Source organism: Staphylococcus sp. HMSC13A10, assembly GCF_001808005.1.
GTDB classification, from domain to species: domain Bacteria; phylum Bacillota; class Bacilli; order Staphylococcales; family Staphylococcaceae; genus Staphylococcus; species Staphylococcus pasteuri.
The window spans coordinates 171,642-188,503 of record NZ_KV791884.1 but is presented as its reverse complement, the minus strand read 5'-3'; the positions used below and the strand labels follow the sequence as shown (position 1 = coordinate 188,503).

Here is a 16,862-nt window from a genome sequence, read left to right as displayed (position 1 = left end):
GTATTTCTTACGCATGAGTTCAACTCATGTGTTCCATTAATGTACACCTTAGCTAAAGCTAATGTGTAAGTACTACTAACCTAATAAAATTAGGAGTAGTGCTTTATATTTCTGTCCCACTCCCTTGCGATTTTTTGGAATGTTTAATATTTAAGTGAGACATTTGAAAAATCTTTTAATTTAATGCAATCATTTTAATAAGGAAAACTTATTTGGTGATAACGATTACAGTGACAAATTAAAATTATTATGATTAAATATAATAAAGAATTTTTTGAATAGTTAGTAATTATTATTAGTAAATGTAAATCTTAGAATGAATTGAGAAATTGGTTATTACTAATAATTAGAATAATTTATTAAACAATCACGCAAATAAAATGATACAATAATATAGCACAACAAACTAGTCCTATAAAAGGGGAGGAATTGGTAAGTTGGAAACTAGATTGATAAATGAACAATCTTTAATGATTTATTTTGATAATGAAATTACTAAAGATACATATAATAAAGTAAATAAATTAGTTCAATATATTAAGGAACAAAATCATAAAGAAATCATAGATATAGTACCTTCATATAGAGCTATTTTGATTTCGTTTGATAACACAAGTATTGATGGCACTAAATTAATTGAAAATTTAGAACTTAATCAATTTAATGACTCAGAATCAAATCAATTACAACAACGAAAAGTAGTAACAATACCCGTAGTTTATGGTGAAGAATTTGGACCTGATTTGGAAGAAGTTGCCTCTAGTAATCAATTAACAACTGAGGAAGTAATCCAGATACATACACAACAACCCTACTTAATATATATGTTAGGTTTTATGCCAGGATTTCCATACTTAGGTGGTCTAGACGAACGTATACATACACCTCGTCGTTCAGAGCCAAGAGTAAAAATTGAAGCAGGATCAGTTGGTATTGCAAATAACCAAACTGGTTTATATCCTTTAGATTCACCAGGTGGTTGGCAAATTATTGGACGTACGCCGCTAAAAGTATTTGATTTAGATAGAGAGCCAATGACAATCTATGAAGCTGGTGACTATATTCAATTTAAAGCGATTACACAAGATGAATTTGAACAAATTCAAGCAGATATTAATGCTGGAAATTTTGAATTAGATAAGTGGGTGACTTACGACAATGAGTATTAAAATTATAAAGCCAGGCTTGTTCACAACCGTTCAAGATGAAGGAAGAAAAGGTTATATGAATTTAGGTTTTTCGGAAGCTGGCGCACTTGATAAATTTAGCTATTTGATTGCTAAGCATCTAATCGGTAATGAAGGCCCTTCACTTGAATATACAATTGTAGGCCCATCTATACAATTTTTAAGTGATAATTCATTTACCATTACTGGTGGACAGTTTAATGCAAAATTAAACGGGAACCCTATACAGACACAAGTCATCTATGAAGTTCATCAAGGTGATATTTTGGAAATCGGTAATGCTATTAAAGGCGCTCGAGGTTACATTACATTTGGTCAACCATTGGATATACTAAAAGTTGCAAATAGTTATGCAACGCATACTAGAAGTAAAATGGGTGGCTTTAAAGGTCGTGCATTAAAGAAAGATGATGTTATAGATACAGTATCATTACCTAAATATAAGAAATATGTAGGTCAAGCTGCAGAAATAAATTTAAACTATGAAGACAATGTGATTCATATTGTCGAAGGGCCACAAATTGAAGCTTTTTCAGAAGAGGCTAAAGCAAAATTAGTTGAAAATGAATTTATTATCTCAGATATGTCAGATAGAATGGGATTTCGCTTAAAAGGTGAAAGTATCCCACCCGAAGAATCTGCAGATATTATTTCTGAACCAGTAGCCTTAGGCAGTATCCAAGTTCCAAATGATGGAAACCCTATTGTATTATTAAATGATAAACAAACTGTTGGGGGCTATACAAAAATTGCAACAGTAACACAACTAGGATTAAATAAATTAGTTCAATTACAACCAGGAGAAGCTGTGCAATTTAAATGGATATCAATTGAAGATGCTATAAATGAATCTGCAACATTTAACGAGCAATTTGAAGACGAATTATCAAATATACAAAAACAACCGCTATACGAACTATCTATGTTAAGACAAACATCAAAAAAATTAGCGAATCTACTTAAAGGAGATATTTAATCAATGAATACTAAAAAAATAGAAGAAATCATTAAACTAGTCAAAGCTAATGATGTGAAAAAATTTAAATATAAAGATTTTGAAAGTGAAATTGAATTAGATTTTACAGAAGGACAAGTATTAGCACAGCCTACCAATGTACCTCAAGCTCAAAATGGTGCGACATCAAATGGTGTAAATCAACAAGATTCTCAAAAAACTGATGTTCAATCTGAAGAAAATGCGATCAAATCACCAATGGTCGGAACATTCTTTTTACAAGATAGTAAAGAATTAACAGAACCTCAAATTAAAGTCGGCGATAAAGTAGAAAAAGGCGATGTTATTGGTTACATTGAAGCTATGAAAGTAATGAATGAAGTTACTAGTGATATTGCTGGTGAAGTAGCTGAAATTGTTGTCGATCATGGAACTAATGTTGAATATGACCAAGTTTTAGTAACGTTGAAGTAAGGGGGTACAAGTAAATGTATCGATGTTTAATTGCAAACAGAGGGGAAATTGCTGTTAGAATTATTCGTGCCTGTAGAGAGATGGGCATTGAAACTGTAGCAGTATATGCTAAAGGAGATGAAGATAGCTTACATGTAGGATTAGCTGATCAAGCAGTTTGTATTGGTGAAGCAAATCCACTAGATAGTTATTTAAATATTCCTAGAATCATAGGTGCTGCAGAGGTAACTGGTGCGAATGCTATTCATCCGGGATATGGATTTTTATCTGAGTCAACAACATTCGCTAAAGCTGTAGAAGATAATAATATCAATTTTATCGGACCTAATAAAACAACTATGGAAATGATGGGAGATAAAATTACAGCTAGACAAACTGTTGATGGTGCTGGAGTTCCTGTTATACCTGGTTCAACAGATGAAGTTAAAACTGTAGAAGAAATAAAAACACTGGCAGAAGACATTGGTTATCCTGTTGTTTTAAAAGCTGCAAGTGGTGGCGGTGGTAAAGGAATACGTATTGTTAAAGAACCTGACCATCTTGAAAAAGCGTTAAAAGAAGCTAAAAGTGAAGGACAAAAATACTTTAATGATGACCGAGTATATGTAGAAGCCTTTATTCCTGTTGCTAAACATGTTGAGGTTCAAATTATTGGAGATGGAAAAGATAATTTTGTTCATTTAGGAGAACGTGATTGTTCAGTACAAAGAAAAAATCAAAAATTAATTGAAGAATCTCCATGTGCTGCACTAACTGAGGAAAGACGCCAACGTATTTGTGATGATGCAGTTAAAGTTGCTCAAGCTTCAAATTACAGAAGTGCAGGTACGATTGAGTTTTTAGTTACTGAAGATGCACATTATTTCATTGAAATGAATGCAAGAATTCAAGTAGAACATACTGTTACAGAAATGCGTGCTGACAGAGATTTATTACTTGCACAACTTTATCTACTACAACATGATGAGCTTCCTTTTAAACAAGAAGACATTAAGTTTAATGGTCATGTAATTGAGGCAAGAATCAATGCTGAAAATCCTGAAAAGCATTTCCAACCAACACCAGGTAAAGTAAATGCATTACACTTACCACAAGGTTTTAACGTTAGAGTAGATTCACTTCTATATCCAGGATATAAAGTATCTCCTTATTATGATTCTTTAGTAGCAAAAGTAATTGTAAAAGGTGCAGATAGAGCTAGCGCAATTCAAAAGTTAAAAGTAACTTTAGATGAAATGGTTATCGATGGTTTTACAACAACAGCAGATTTCCTTTATGCAGTATTAAACTATCCTGCATATTCAGATGGAGACGCAAAAGATGTTGATATTAAATTCCTTGAAAAACATCAAATAAGTAAAGGAGTGGAATTATAATGCAAATTGATTTAAATTGCGATTTAGGCGAAGCATTTGGTAATTATTCTTTTGGTGGAGATAAAGATATTCTTCCTCTAATTACATCAGCAAACATTGCTTGTGGTTTTCATGCTGGTGATGCGAATGTAATGAATGAAACAATTCAATTAGCTAAAAAAAATAACATTGGTATAGGTGCACATCCTGGTTTACCTGATTTACAAGGTTTTGGTAGACGTAAATTAGATATGACACCTGATGAAATATATAACATTGTAGTATACCAATTAGGCGCATTAAATGGCTTTTGTCAAATACACGACGTTAAAATGAATCATGTTAAGCCTCATGGAGCATTGTACCAAATGGGTGCTAAAGATGAAGCTATAGCAAATGCTATTGCTAAAGCAGTTTATGATTTTGACTCAAGTCTTGTATTTGTTGGTTTAGCTAATACATTACTTATTTCAGAAGCAGAAAAAGTTGGATTAAAGACAGCTTCAGAAGTATTTGCTGATCGTCGATACGAAGATGATGGTCAACTTGTAAGTCGTAAAGAAGCGGATGCAGTGATTACTGATTCTGAAGAAGCATTGGAACAAGTTGTAAAAATGGTAACTGAGAATAAAGTCATTTCAAAAAATAATAAGGAAATCACTCTTCAAGCAGACACAATATGTGTTCATGGAGATGGCGCACATGCGCTTGAATTCGTAACAAAAATAAGAGAAAAATTAACGAAAGAAGGCATTGATATCCAAACTTTATAGGGGGTTTTTAGATGGGAGAAAAACTATCATCAAATCATAATGGGAAAGCTCAATTTACTAGAAATCATAAAAGGTTGTTATTAGGGTCTGTATTTTTGATGGCTACATCAGCTATCGGTCCAGCATTTTTAACACAAACAGCAGTATTTACTGCACAATTTTATGCTAGTTTTGCATTTGCTATTCTCATTTCTATAATTATTGATATTGGAGCTCAAATAAATATTTGGCGTGTACTTGTTGTAACTGGTTTAAGAGGCCAAGAAGTATCTAATAAAATACTGCCTGGTCTTGGAACAGTTGTCTCGATTTTAATTGCATTTGGGGGCTTAGCATTTAATATAGGTAATATAGCCGGAGCAGGTCTTGGACTAAATGCGATGTTTGGTTTAGATGTAAAATGGGGTGCTGCGATAACGGCTATTTTTGCTATTTTAATATTTGTTAGTAAAAGTGGTCAAAAAATTATGGATGTTGTGTCTATGATTTTAGGAGTTGTTATGATCCTTGTTGTAGCCTATGTCATGGTAGTGTCCAATCCACCTTATGGTGATGCACTAGTACATACATTTGCTCCTGAACATCCAATTAAGTTGATTTTACCAATTATCACACTTGTAGGTGGTACGGTTGGTGGTTACATAACTTTTGCTGGTGCCCATAGAATTTTAGATTCTGGTATAAAAGGTAAAGACTTTTTGCCGTTTGTGAATCATTCAGCTATTGCAGGTATTTTAACTACTGGTGTGATGCGTACTTTACTATTCTTGGCAGTTTTAGGTGTTGTTGTAACTGGTGTTACATTAAGTTCTGAGAATCCACCAGCTTCAGTGTTCGAACATGCGATTGGACCAATTGGTAAGAACATTTTTGGACTCGTTATTTTTGCAGCAGCAATGTCCTCTGTTATTGGATCAGCTTATACAAGCGCAACGTTCTTAAAGACAATGCATAAATCTTTGTTCAATAAAAATAATTTAATCGTTATTTCATTTATCGTTATTTCAACTTTAATCTTCTTGTTTATTGGTAAACCAGTTAGCTTATTAATCATAGCAGGCGTAATAAACGGTTGGATTTTACCGATTACATTAAGTGTAATTTTAATAGCGAGTAGAAAGAAATCGATTGTTGGTGATTATAAACACCCTACTTGGATGTTAGTGTTCGGAATTATTGCAGTATTAGTAACTATCTTAACTGGCATCTTCTCATTGCAAGATTTAGCTAGTTTGTGGAAAGGCTAAGATTGTAATATTAAATTAAGATAATAAATATGCGTTAATATTATTCATTTAGTTAATAAATGTGTAGTATTAACGCTTTTTTTATAACTTAAAACATACGATTATATATTAGTTAAATACTAACCTATTGTCGTTGAAAGCTATAAAATGTGATAGAATAACAAATGCTAGTATAATAAGATAAGGTGGGACAATAATGATAGGTATTATTGGTGCAATGGAAGAAGAAGTTGCCATTTTAAAAGATAAATTAGTGAATTTAAGCGAAATTAATGTAGCTCATGTTAAATTCTATAAAGGTGAACTTAATCAAAAAGAAGTAGTCATTACTCAAAGTGGTATTGGCAAAGTTAATGCAGCTATTTCCACAACATTGTTAATCGAAAAATTTAATCCTAAATACATCCTAAATACAGGTTCAGCCGGAGCACTAGATGAAAACTTATCTATAGGAGACGTATTAATCAGTGATGATGTAGCTTACCATGATGCAGATGCTACAGCATTTGGCTATGCATTGGGTCAAATCCCACAAATGCCAGAAAAATATGAAGCAAATCAAAATTTAATAAATGAAACAATTGAAGTTGTAAAACAACAAAATTTAAATGCTAAAGTTGGGCTTATTGTAAGTGGTGATAGTTTCATAGGAAGTGCAGAACAAAGAAAAACGATAAAAACTCAATTTAGCGACGCAATGGCTGTTGAAATGGAAGCAACTGCTATCGCTCAAACATGTTATCAATTTAAAGTTCCATTTATTATTACGAGAGCTGTCTCTGATTTAGCTAATGGCGAAGCAGATATGACATTCGAGGAATTTTTAGGAAAAGCAGCTGTTTCATCAAGTGAAATGGTAGAATTATTAGTCGGAAAATTATAATTAAAGAGTAAAGGTGACAATTCAATGGGTATTATTAAACATTATTTTATGCCTAATGCATATGTAAAGTCAGTATTCGAAATCAATGTTGATAAATTGGCTGAAACTGGTGTAAAAGGTATTATCACAGATTTAGATAACACACTAGTAGGTTGGGATGTTGTCGCGCCAACTGAACAAATTAAACAATGGTTTAAAGAAGCAAGAGAAAAAGGCATACAAATCACAATTGTGTCAAACAACAATGAACAACGTGTAGGTGAATTTTCAAAAGATTTAAATGTAGATTTCATTTGTAAAGCTAGAAAACCGATGGGTAAAGCATTTAAAAAAGCAATTAAACAAATGAGCATCAAACCTAGTGAAACAGTGGTAGTTGGTGACCAAATGTTAACAGATGTTTTTGGTGGTAATCGTAATGGTTTATATACGATTATGGTTGTACCTGTTAAACGTACTGACGGGTTTATTACCAAGTTTAATCGCTTAATTGAAAGAAGATTATTAAATCACTTCAGGAAAAAAGGTTATATTAAATGGGAGGAAAATTGATTGAGTGATGAATTGAAATGTATAGGTTGCGGCGCACCATTGCAATCAGAAGATAAAAACGCACCAGGTTATGTACCGGAACATAATATGTTTAGAGAAGATGTTATTTGTAGAAGATGTTTTCGATTAAAAAATTATAATGAAGTACAAGATGTAGGACTTGATAGCGAAGATTTTTTAAATTTACTTTCTGGATTATCAGATAAAAGCGGTATCGTTGTTAATGTCGTAGATGTATTTGATTTTGAAGGTTCATTTATTAATGCAGTTAAACGCATTGTTGGTAATAAAAAAGTTATTTTAGTAGCTAACAAGATGGACTTACTTCCAAAACAAATTAACAAACGTCGTGTAAAAGAATGGTTGAAACGTTCTGCTAAGAAATACGGTCTTGAGTCTGAAGACGTTGTACTCATTTCAGCTGAAAAAGGACAGGGTATTGAAGATCTATTATATTCAATCAATAAACATCGTCAACAGGAAGATGTCTATATTGTAGGTACAACTAACGTAGGTAAATCAACATTAATTAATAAATTGATAGAGCTTAGTGTAGGTGAAAAAGATGTTGTCACAACGTCTAGATTCCCAGGAACTACATTAGATATGATAGATATTCCATTAGATGAAAAATCATTTATGTTTGATACACCTGGTATTATTCAATCACATCAAATGACTCACTTTGTCACAGAAAAAGAATTAAAATTAATTATGCCTAAAAAGGAAATCAAACAAAGAGTATATCAACTAAATGAAGGACAAACATTATTCTTTGGTGGTTTAGCTCGAATTGATTATGTTTCAGGTGGAAAAAGACCATTGATATGTTTCTTTTCAAATGAATTAAATATTCATAGAACTAAAACAGAAAAAGCCAATGATTTATGGAAAAATCATATTGGAGATTTGTTAACACCACCTCATGATCCTAATCAATTTAATATGAGTGAAATGAAAGCTGTTCGATTAGAAACAGGCAAAGAAAAACGAGACGTAATGATTTCTGGACTAGGATTTATTACAATTGATGCTGGTGCAAAAGTTATAGTTAGAGTACCTAAAAATGTAGATGTCATTTTAAGAAATTCGATATTATAAGGAGGGATAAACGTGAAATTTGCAGTAATTGGACATCCAATTTCACACTCTTTATCACCACTTATGCATACTGATAATTTTGCATCTTTGGGTTTGAATTATACTTATGAAGCAATTGATATACCTGAAGATCAATTTCATAACATTAAAGAAATAATTAAAGAAAGAAAATTAGATGGATTTAATGTTACGATCCCACATAAAGAACGTATTATTCCATTTTTAGATGAAATAGATTCACAATCTACAACTGTTGGTGCTGTTAATACAGTAATGGTACGTGACGGTAAATGGATTGGATACAATACAGATGGGATAGGTTATGTTACTGGCTTGCGTCAAGTTTATAATGATTTAGAAAATGCATATATATTAATTTTAGGCGCTGGTGGAGCTAGTAAGGGTATAGCAAATGAATTAACTAAATTTGTTCAACCGAAATTAACGATTGCTAACCGTTCGATGAAACGATTTGAGTCATGGCATTTAAATGTTAATCAGATAACTCTAGAACAGGCTGAATCCCACTTAGATGAGTTCGATATTATTATTAATACAACACCTGCTGGTATGGATAATAATCAAGAATTACCCATCAGTCTCAAGAATTTAAACACAGACACCTTAGTAAGTGATATCGTATATATTCCGTATAAAACACCAATTTTACTAGAAGCGGAAAATAAAGGTAATCCGATTTATAATGGATTAGACATGTTTGTATATCAAGGCGCTGAAAGTTTCAAAATATGGACTGGATACCAAGCCGATATTAAAATGATGAAACAATCAATAATAGATAAATTAAAAGGAGTTTAATTATGTTAACTGGAAAACAAAAAAGATATTTACGTAGTTTAGCACATAATACTGATCCAACCTTCCAAATTGGTAAGGGTGGTATAAATGAAAATATGATTAACCAAATTGACGATACTTTAGAGAATCGCGAATTAATTAAGATACACGTATTACAAAATAATTTTGATGATAAATCAGAACTTGCTACTGCATTAAGTGATGCTACGAATAGTGAAGTTGTTCAAATCATAGGGTCTATGATTGTTTTATACAGAGAATCAAAGGATAATAAAGAAATTACGTTACCATAATGAAAAAGAAAATTATTTTATATGGTGGACAATTTAACCCGATTCATATCGCTCATATGATGGTAGCTAGTGAAGTGTATCATGTCATCAAGCCAGATGAATTTTATTTTTTACCAAGTTATATGTCTCCTTTAAAAGAACATTCTGATTTCCTAGAAGCATCACAACGCATTAAAATGATAGAGTTAGCAATTGCTACTTTAGGTTTTGGTAAAATTAGTGAAGAAGAAATAGAAAGAAAAGGGCAAAGCTATACTTATGATACGTTATCATCATTAATAAAGTCACATCCTAATAGTGAATTCTACTTCATTATAGGCACTGATCAATACGATCAATTAGATAAATGGTACAATATTGATGAATTAAAGAAATTGATTACATTTATAGTGGTTAATAGAGAGAAAGATGTACAGTCTGTTGAAGAAGGTATGATATCTATCACTATTCCTAGAATGGATATTAGTTCTTCAATGATACGTGAACGTGTTAAAGCGAAACAGTCTATTCAAATATTAGTTCCTCAAAGCGTTGAACATTATATTCGAGAGGAAGGATTATATGAAAATTGAAAATGCTATAGAGTTAGTCAAAGAGAAATTGCCAGAAAAGCGATTTAAACATTCACTTAGAGTAGCAGAGACAGCTGTAAAATTAGCAGAAATCTATGATGGCGATAAAGATAAAGCTGAACTAGCTGGTGTACTTCATGATTATTGTAAATATGATGATTTAAGTACTATGTATCAAACAGTGAGACAGTATGATTTAGAATCTGATTTATTGAGTTACGGTGGAGAAATTTTGCATGGACCGGTTTGTTCAGCAATAATGGAAAATGACTTTGATGTCAAAGATGAAGAAGTTTTGTTAGCTATTAAATATCATACAACTGGTCGTCAACAAATGACAAAAACAGAAAAACTAGTATTTATAGCTGACTATATAGAGCCTGGTCGTAAGACTCCAGGAGTTGAAGAAATCAGAGATATGGCATACAATCAAGGTAGCTTAGATAAAACAATTTATGAAATTTCTAAGCGTACAGTACTATTTTTAATTCAAAAAGATATTACAGTTTACGGTGCTACGATTGCTTGTCTAAATTATTATAACTATAGTGATGAAAGAATAAAGGATGATTAAATGAATTCAGACAAATTGTTAAACATTGCTGTTGATGCAGCAGAGAACAAAAAAGCAGAAGATATTATTTCTCTTAATATGCAAGGTATCAGTGATATGACAGATTATTTTGTTGTATGTCATGGTAATAATGAACGTCAAGTTCAGTCAATTGCTAGAGCTGTAAAAGAAGCAGTTCATGAACATGATATCGATGTTAAACGAATGGAAGGTTATCAAGATGCAAGATGGGTTCTAATTGACCTTGCCAATGTAGTTGTTCATATCTTCCATAAAGATGAACGATCTTATTATAATATTGAGAAATTATATCAAGATGCTCCAATCGAATCATACGGACAGGTTGTTTACTAATTATGTCTCAATATGAAGAAATGAGTTTGGTTTATGATCAACTCACACAAGATCAACCTTATGAATCATGGTTTGATATAGTTCAATTTTATGCTAATCATCATGCCGATATCCTTGATATTGGATGTGGTACAGGTACATTAACATGTATGTTAAATGATTTAGGAAATGTTAGTGGCATGGATATTAGTCCGGATATGCTTTCCATTGCCTCTCAAAAATCTAATCAAATCAATTGGTTAGAAGGAGACATGACGAATTTTCAATTAGATCATCAATTTGATATTGTTACTATTTTTTGTGATTCATTAAACTATTTACCTACATTAGACAATGTTGAAGATACTTTTAAATGTGTTTATAACCATTTGAAAGATAACGGTTTGTTAATATTTGATGTACATACCGTTGCTAAAATGACTACATTATTTAGTGACCAAAGTTATATAGATGAAGCAGAACATTTATTTTTAGGATGGGATGCTCTAAAAGGAGCGGAACCATTAAGCGTTATTCATCAAATGTCATTTTTTATTGAAAGAGAAAATGGTTTATATCAAAGATTTGACGAAGAACATTATCAACGTACATTTGAAAAAGATGTATATACTCAATTATTGGAAAAATGTGGATTAACTTTAGTCAAAACGTTTACAGATTTCAATATGAATCAAGATGATGAACAGGCAGATCGATTATTTTTTGTAGCTCAAAAACATTAAATATAAAGTAAAATCACGCTGACATACGTTAATTAGTATGAAGGGGTGATTTTTTGCTTTCTAAATTAACACAATTAATAAAGATTTTGACACCGTATCAACTATATATTGGAATTGGAATAGCAATTATTTTTATAGCAGTTTTATCTTATTCTATGAATCATAATGAAGACAAAAGTCAACAAACATATGTTGAATCAAATACAGATAGTTATAGTAATAAAACAGATAAAAAAGAAACTCTATCTAAACGTCATCAAGGCGAAACTAAAGATTCTGATGCAAAAAAGGAAAATAAAGTTATATACGTCGATATAAAGGGGGCAGTAAAGCATCCCAATGTATATAAAATGAACAGTTCTGATAGAATCATTGACTTGTTAAAGAAAGCGCAATTAAGTAATAATGCTGATACTAAACAAATTAATTTATCAGAAAAATTAATAGACCAAAAGTTAATTTACATACCTGAAAAGGGAGAAAAGACTTCTCAAAATATACAAGAACAAATTACCAGTAATACGGTTGATAATACACAATCAACTATTAATTTGAATGTAGCGACAGAAGAGCAATTACTGAAAGTTCCCGGTATAGGTCCTTCTAAAGCCAAAGAAATTATAGATTATAAAAATAAAAATGGTGCTTTTAATAGCATAGAAGATTTAAAAAATATAAAAGGATTTGGACCAAAGACATTTGAAAAATTAAAGGCTTATTTTACTGTGTAATAAGAGTTGCATTTGCAATATGAATTTAAAATGAGTAAGCTATAATTATTATTTTAATTAAGTACGATGGAGGCATAGATCATCATGGAAAGAATAAAATGGGAAGAATATTTTATGGCACAAAGCCACTTATTAGCATTAAGATCAACTTGTCAAAGATTATCGGTTGGCGCGACGATAGTTAAAGACAACCGTATTATTGCAGGCGGTTATAATGGATCCGTAGCTGGTGAAGTACATTGTATCGATGAGGGTTGTTTGATTGAAGATGGCCATTGTATAAGAACTATTCATGCTGAGATGAATGCGTTATTACAATGTGCAAAGCAAGGTGTATCGACTGAAGGTGCAACAATTTATGTCACACATTTCCCATGTCTTAATTGTACAAAATCAATCATTCAAGCAGGAATAAAGACGATTTATTACGCTGAAGATTACCATAATCACGAGTATGCCATGAAGTTACTGGATCAATCTGGAATAGAATACAAAAAAATTCCATTTTCACCAGATTATGTTGCAAAGTATTTAACTCAAGGTTAAGTTTATTGTTTTATATTGCAATATCATTTCTAGTAGGGATACTTTGGTTATTTAACAAAGTGCTCTCTACTTTTATACTTTGTATGCTAATGTTTCTATTAATAAGAAAAAATGTAATTAAGCAATATCTATTCTTGGTATGTATCTCAGTATTACTTAGTGTTTTAATGTTAAATTTAGCACTTACTAAACATAAACAAGAAATGCAAAATATTAAGAATAGTAAACATATTAATGAAGCAGTAACTTTTATTAAATTAAACAAAGAAAGTAATATCTATAAAGGACTCCTTGAATGGCATGACCACAATGTAAAGTTTTATTACAGACATCAAGGTGATTATAATCGATTGAATATTGATAATTATAGATGTGCTATAAACGGAGATTTACAGTTATTAAATTCGAATCAGCCTATAATATTTATTAAACAGATAGATTTAAATAGTTGTACACAAAATAAGAAAATTAATCCTATAGCCAAACATCAAAGTTATATTCAGAATCAAATGAGTAAAACAAAAAATGTTTATCACGATAGGTTACTAGCTTTGATTACTGGTGACACATCAACATTAAATCAATCATTTATTGACGATGTTAAAGAAATAGGAATTTATCATTTACTTGCAGTAAGTGGTTCACATGTTGCTGCAATTATTTATTTAGTACATTCCGCTTTTGTGAGATTGAACACACCATATTTATTAATTAAGCTTTTACTTCTACTTATATTACCTCTATATGCTTTTTATACTGATTTTGCTCCTAGCGCAGTTAGATCTATATTAGTCGGCATAATTTTACTCATTCTTCCTAGACAGTTTAAAAGTAAACCGTTAGATATACTCTCTTTTATTTTTATATTAATGTATTTTATCAATCCACTGATAGTTTTTGATATTGGTTTTCAGTTTAGCTTTTTTATTTCATTCTTCCTTATAATTTCTACACCATTATTAAAGGAACTTACTGGACTAAAATTATTAATGTCAGTGACAATTATAGCTCAATTAGGAGCGTCAGTAATTACTGTCTACTATTTTAATCAAATTCAATGGATAGGATTAGTTTCAAATTTAATTTTCGTTCCTTTATATAGCCTTATTATCTTTCCGCTAGCGATTATATTTTTCTTTCTTAGCCACTTCACAACCCACTTATTAATTTTAAATACAGTAATAAATTATAGTTACCGTATACATGATCTATTTCTTTCTTTATTTCTTTCATTAAAGTACATTAGAATTTTTGTTCCTGAGTTAAACACTTTCGCAATAGTGTTTTTAATAATTTCTGTGTTCATTTCATTATTTTTATTCGTTAAAAGAAATATTTTAACGTCTGTTTCGATAATTTTTCTTAGCATTATAATAATTATATATACATCGAGGCCTTCAGAAACAGAGTTAACAATGTTAGATGTTGGTCAGGGAGACAGCATTTTATTTCATACTGAGTACAATCTAAATATTATGATTGACACTGGTGGAAAACTAACTGACAGTCACACTAAATCTAATAATAATATAACTAAATATAAGATTTTACCAAGTTTAAAAGCTAAGGGGATATCTACAATTGATTATTTAATTATTACACATCCTCATTTAGACCACATGGGTGAATTACCATATTTAAGTAATCATATAAACATCAAAAATATTATTATAGAGCCATCAAGTTATCCTAAAGATGTCCTAGCAAATATTAAAAGTATTTGTCAGTTAAATGGTATCAATTTCATGGATATTAACTTACTCAATTCTTTATCTATTAAAGATGGGAAACTTGAATTTTTAGACACTTATATTCAAGAAAGCGACGATAAAAATGAACACTCAATTGTTACATTATTAAAATATAAAAATAAAACTATTTTACTTACTGGTGATATGACTATTAATAATGAGGAACTACTGTTAAATCGATATCAATTACCTAAAATAGATATTTTGAAAGTTGCGCATCATGGCAGTAAAACAAGTAATTCTGCAAATTTAATACAACACATAACTCCAAAAATCAGTCTTATATCAAGTGGTAAAGGTAATAAATATCATTTGCCAAATCAAGAAGTAATTATACGGTTACGTCAATCTGGAAGTAAAGTTTTAGATACCCAAATAAACGGGGAGATAACTGTTAAACTAGATTCAAATTTATCAATATCAACTAAGCAACAAAAATAAATTGGTAGAGGTTAGAGTTTATTACGTGATATAATTTCTTAATGTGAACTATATGGAAAGGGTGTAATGCATGTCTGACAATATCATTATGGTATATGGAGAGGTACCAGACTTAGTTGAGAAAAAGAGTTCAGAAATGATAAATAAATATTTACAATCAGAAAAAGATGACTTCAACTATGTGAAATATAATTTATATGAAACTGAAATTACACCAATCATTGAAGAAGCATTAACAATGCCATTTTTTTCAGATAAAAAGGCAATTTTAGTTCAGAATGCATATGTCTTTACGGGTGAAAAGGTTACCAAAGAATTGAATCAAAATACCGACCAATTACTTGAATTTATTGAAAAATATGATGGTGAAAACCTTATAGTTTTTGAAGTATTTCAAAATAAATTAGATGAACGAAAAAAATTAACCAAAACACTTAAGAAAAATGGACAATTAAAAAAAGTTGAACAAATGTCTGAAGAAGAAATAAAAAAATGGATTCAATCAAAATTAAATGATAATTTTAAGGACATCAAACAAGACGCACTAAATAATATGATTGAGTTAACCGGTATTAATTTCAATATTATCTCACAAGAATTAGATAAATTAATGCTATTTTTAGGTGATAGACCGACTATAAATAAAGACGATGTGAATCAAATCATTAATCGTAGTTTAGAACAAAATGTATTTCTGTTAACAGAATATATTCAAAAACGCCAAAAAAATAAAGCAATACAACTGGTCAAAGATTTAATTAATATGAAGGAAGAACCAATTAAATTATTAGCATTGATAACTAGTAATTATAGGTTATATTACCAATGTAAGATTTTAAGTCAAAAAGGATATAGTGGGCAACAAATAGCTAAAACAGTCAATGTGCATCCATATAGAGTGAAATTAGCATTGGGGCAGGTAAGACATTATCAGTTAGAAGATCTTTTAAATATTATAAATTCTTGTGCAGAAACTGATTATAAATTGAAATCTTCATATATGTATAAACAACTGATTTTAGAATTGTTTATTTTATCATTATAAGATTGATTGGTTATTACATAAAAAAATAAAAGCTAGTTCGACCTATTAGGCGAACTAGCTTTTATTTATAATTATTTGTTAGCGCTCATCAATTGTGATTTTACGCGATCAGCTTTGTTAGAGTGGATTAAGTTGCTTTGAGCAGCTTTATCTAATTGCTTAATAGCAAAGCTTACTAATTCATTTTTGTTATCGGCATTTGTCTCAATAGCTGATTTCGCACGTTTAACTGCTGTACGCATAGTATTTTTCTTAGAAATATTACGTTCTTCAGCAGTTTGAGTTGTTTTAACACGTTTAACTGCAGATTTAATGTTTGGCATTACTGTCACCTCCTAAAAGTGAACTAACTTATCAAATTAAATTATATTTGATTACAACAAGAAATATTTTATCAAATGTACTATCTTTGTGCAATCATTTATTTAATGGCTACGCTAATAAATGAATATCACATTATAGTATTGGAATTAAGTTCATTACACTT

At 30.6% G+C, this 16,862-nt stretch carries 20 protein-coding genes; 19 read left to right on the top strand and 1 reads right to left on the bottom strand.

The features are described from left to right. Window positions 1–437 precede the first annotated feature (437 nt). From pxpB to holA, 19 genes are all read left to right on the top strand, one after another. Window positions 438–1,169, top strand: a complete 732-nt coding sequence (gene pxpB / locus HMPREF3125_RS11235) for a 5-oxoprolinase subunit PxpB (RefSeq protein ID WP_029055714.1) — start codon at window positions 438–440, stop codon at window positions 1,167–1,169. Then, a complete protein-coding gene (locus tag HMPREF3125_RS11230) occupies window positions 1,159–2,163 on the top strand; it encodes a 5-oxoprolinase subunit C family protein (protein ID WP_029055715.1) in 1,005 nt (334 codons plus the stop codon). The genes pxpB and HMPREF3125_RS11230 overlap by 11 nt, the downstream gene beginning before the upstream one ends. 3 nt (window positions 2,164–2,166) lie before the next feature. Further along, the gene (locus tag HMPREF3125_RS11225; RefSeq protein WP_029055716.1) at window positions 2,167–2,616 is read left to right on the top strand and encodes an acetyl-CoA carboxylase biotin carboxyl carrier protein; all 450 of its coding nucleotides are present in this window, start codon (window positions 2,167–2,169) and stop codon (window positions 2,614–2,616) included. Between the two features lie 14 nt (window positions 2,617–2,630). Then, entirely contained in the window at window positions 2,631–3,992 is a 1,362-nt protein-coding gene (locus tag HMPREF3125_RS11220; protein ID WP_017637091.1) for an acetyl-CoA carboxylase biotin carboxylase subunit, read from the top strand. Continuing rightward, the gene (gene pxpA, locus HMPREF3125_RS11215) at window positions 3,992–4,744 is read left to right on the top strand and encodes a 5-oxoprolinase subunit PxpA (RefSeq protein WP_017637092.1); all 753 of its coding nucleotides are present in this window, start codon (window positions 3,992–3,994) and stop codon (window positions 4,742–4,744) included. Before HMPREF3125_RS11220 ends, pxpA begins: the two co-directional genes overlap by 1 nt. 11 nt (window positions 4,745–4,755) lie before the next feature. After that, window positions 4,756–5,991 carry an NRAMP family divalent metal transporter gene (locus HMPREF3125_RS11210; RefSeq protein ID WP_070453901.1) on the top strand — a complete coding sequence of 412 codons (1,236 nt, stop codon included), beginning with the start codon at window positions 4,756–4,758 and terminating at the stop codon, window positions 5,989–5,991. A 196-nt stretch (window positions 5,992–6,187) separates the two neighbouring features. Next, window positions 6,188–6,874: a 5'-methylthioadenosine/S-adenosylhomocysteine nucleosidase gene (mtnN, locus tag HMPREF3125_RS11205; protein WP_046466753.1), complete on the top strand. Its 687-nt coding sequence runs from the start codon at window positions 6,188–6,190 to the stop codon at window positions 6,872–6,874. Window positions 6,875–6,898: 24 nt separating this feature from the next. Further along, a complete protein-coding gene (locus tag HMPREF3125_RS11200) occupies window positions 6,899–7,426 on the top strand; it encodes a YqeG family HAD IIIA-type phosphatase (RefSeq protein WP_029055719.1) in 528 nt (175 codons plus the stop codon). Next, a complete protein-coding gene (yqeH, locus tag HMPREF3125_RS11195; RefSeq protein ID WP_046466751.1) occupies window positions 7,427–8,527 on the top strand; it encodes a ribosome biogenesis GTPase YqeH in 1,101 nt (366 codons plus the stop codon). Window positions 8,528–8,539: 12 nt separating this feature from the next. Continuing rightward, entirely contained in the window at window positions 8,540–9,346 is an 807-nt protein-coding gene (aroE, locus tag HMPREF3125_RS11190) for a shikimate dehydrogenase (RefSeq protein WP_070453899.1), read from the top strand. Window positions 9,347–9,348: 2 nt separating this feature from the next. Beyond that, complete coding sequence (gene yhbY / locus HMPREF3125_RS11185) at window positions 9,349–9,639, top strand: ribosome assembly RNA-binding protein YhbY (RefSeq protein WP_017637098.1); 291 nt, start codon at window positions 9,349–9,351, stop codon at window positions 9,637–9,639. Continuing rightward, the gene (locus tag HMPREF3125_RS11180; RefSeq protein WP_070453897.1) at window positions 9,639–10,211 is read left to right on the top strand and encodes a nicotinate-nucleotide adenylyltransferase; all 573 of its coding nucleotides are present in this window, start codon (window positions 9,639–9,641) and stop codon (window positions 10,209–10,211) included. Before yhbY ends, HMPREF3125_RS11180 begins: the two co-directional genes overlap by 1 nt. Then, window positions 10,201–10,785: a bis(5'-nucleosyl)-tetraphosphatase (symmetrical) YqeK gene (gene yqeK / locus HMPREF3125_RS11175; RefSeq protein ID WP_017637100.1), complete on the top strand. Its 585-nt coding sequence runs from the start codon at window positions 10,201–10,203 to the stop codon at window positions 10,783–10,785. The genes HMPREF3125_RS11180 and yqeK overlap by 11 nt, the downstream gene beginning before the upstream one ends. Next, the gene (rsfS, locus tag HMPREF3125_RS11170) at window positions 10,786–11,139 is read left to right on the top strand and encodes a ribosome silencing factor (RefSeq protein WP_029055723.1); all 354 of its coding nucleotides are present in this window, start codon (window positions 10,786–10,788) and stop codon (window positions 11,137–11,139) included. Window positions 11,140–11,141: 2 nt separating this feature from the next. Next, window positions 11,142–11,861, top strand: a complete 720-nt coding sequence (locus HMPREF3125_RS11165) for a class I SAM-dependent DNA methyltransferase (RefSeq protein WP_017637102.1) — start codon at window positions 11,142–11,144, stop codon at window positions 11,859–11,861. Window positions 11,862–11,914: 53 nt separating this feature from the next. Then, a complete protein-coding gene (locus tag HMPREF3125_RS11160) occupies window positions 11,915–12,592 on the top strand; it encodes a helix-hairpin-helix domain-containing protein (RefSeq protein WP_070453895.1) in 678 nt (225 codons plus the stop codon). A gap of 84 nt (window positions 12,593–12,676) precedes the next feature. Next, window positions 12,677–13,138 carry a ComE operon protein 2 gene (locus HMPREF3125_RS11155; RefSeq protein ID WP_017637104.1) on the top strand — a complete coding sequence of 154 codons (462 nt, stop codon included), beginning with the start codon at window positions 12,677–12,679 and terminating at the stop codon, window positions 13,136–13,138. 167 nt (window positions 13,139–13,305) lie between these two features. Further along, complete coding sequence (locus tag HMPREF3125_RS11150) at window positions 13,306–15,330, top strand: DNA internalization-related competence protein ComEC/Rec2 (protein WP_256278101.1); 2,025 nt, start codon at window positions 13,306–13,308, stop codon at window positions 15,328–15,330. A 70-nt stretch (window positions 15,331–15,400) separates the two neighbouring features. Further along, window positions 15,401–16,375 (top strand): DNA polymerase III subunit delta, encoded by a 975-nt coding sequence (holA, locus tag HMPREF3125_RS11145; protein ID WP_070453891.1) that lies wholly within the window; start codon window positions 15,401–15,403, stop codon window positions 16,373–16,375. A 71-nt stretch (window positions 16,376–16,446) separates the two neighbouring features. Here the strand turns inward: holA and rpsT are convergent, their stop codons facing one another. After that, complete coding sequence (gene rpsT, locus HMPREF3125_RS11140) at window positions 16,447–16,698, bottom strand: 30S ribosomal protein S20 (protein WP_002451849.1); 252 nt, start codon at window positions 16,696–16,698, stop codon at window positions 16,447–16,449. Window positions 16,699–16,862 lie beyond the last annotated feature (164 nt).

Coding starts and splice junctions, on each gene's coding strand:
- HMPREF3125_RS11220 (WP_017637091.1), top strand. CDS start 2,631: ATGTATCGATGTTTAATTGCAAACAGAGGGGAAATTGCTGTTAGAATT.
- pxpA (WP_017637092.1), top strand. CDS start 3,992: ATGCAAATTGATTTAAATTGCGATTTAGGCGAAGCATTTGGTAATTAT.
- HMPREF3125_RS11150 (WP_256278101.1), top strand. CDS start 13,306: ATGTTAAATTTAGCACTTACTAAACATAAACAAGAAATGCAAAATATT.
- yhbY (WP_017637098.1), top strand. CDS start 9,349: ATGTTAACTGGAAAACAAAAAAGATATTTACGTAGTTTAGCACATAAT.
- mtnN (WP_046466753.1), top strand. CDS start 6,188: ATGATAGGTATTATTGGTGCAATGGAAGAAGAAGTTGCCATTTTAAAA.
- HMPREF3125_RS11180 (WP_070453897.1), top strand. CDS start 9,639: ATGAAAAAGAAAATTATTTTATATGGTGGACAATTTAACCCGATTCAT.
- HMPREF3125_RS11230 (WP_029055715.1), top strand. CDS start 1,159: ATGAGTATTAAAATTATAAAGCCAGGCTTGTTCACAACCGTTCAAGAT.
- HMPREF3125_RS11225 (WP_029055716.1), top strand. CDS start 2,167: ATGAATACTAAAAAAATAGAAGAAATCATTAAACTAGTCAAAGCTAAT.
- HMPREF3125_RS11210 (WP_070453901.1), top strand. CDS start 4,756: ATGGGAGAAAAACTATCATCAAATCATAATGGGAAAGCTCAATTTACT.
- yqeK (WP_017637100.1), top strand. CDS start 10,201: ATGAAAATTGAAAATGCTATAGAGTTAGTCAAAGAGAAATTGCCAGAA.
- HMPREF3125_RS11200 (WP_029055719.1), top strand. CDS start 6,899: ATGGGTATTATTAAACATTATTTTATGCCTAATGCATATGTAAAGTCA.
- rsfS (WP_029055723.1), top strand. CDS start 10,786: ATGAATTCAGACAAATTGTTAAACATTGCTGTTGATGCAGCAGAGAAC.
- holA (WP_070453891.1), top strand. CDS start 15,401: ATGTCTGACAATATCATTATGGTATATGGAGAGGTACCAGACTTAGTT.
- rpsT (WP_002451849.1), bottom strand. CDS start 16,698: ATGCCAAACATTAAATCTGCAGTTAAACGTGTTAAAACAACTCAAACT.
- HMPREF3125_RS11155 (WP_017637104.1), top strand. CDS start 12,677: ATGGAAAGAATAAAATGGGAAGAATATTTTATGGCACAAAGCCACTTA.
- HMPREF3125_RS11165 (WP_017637102.1), top strand. CDS start 11,142: ATGTCTCAATATGAAGAAATGAGTTTGGTTTATGATCAACTCACACAA.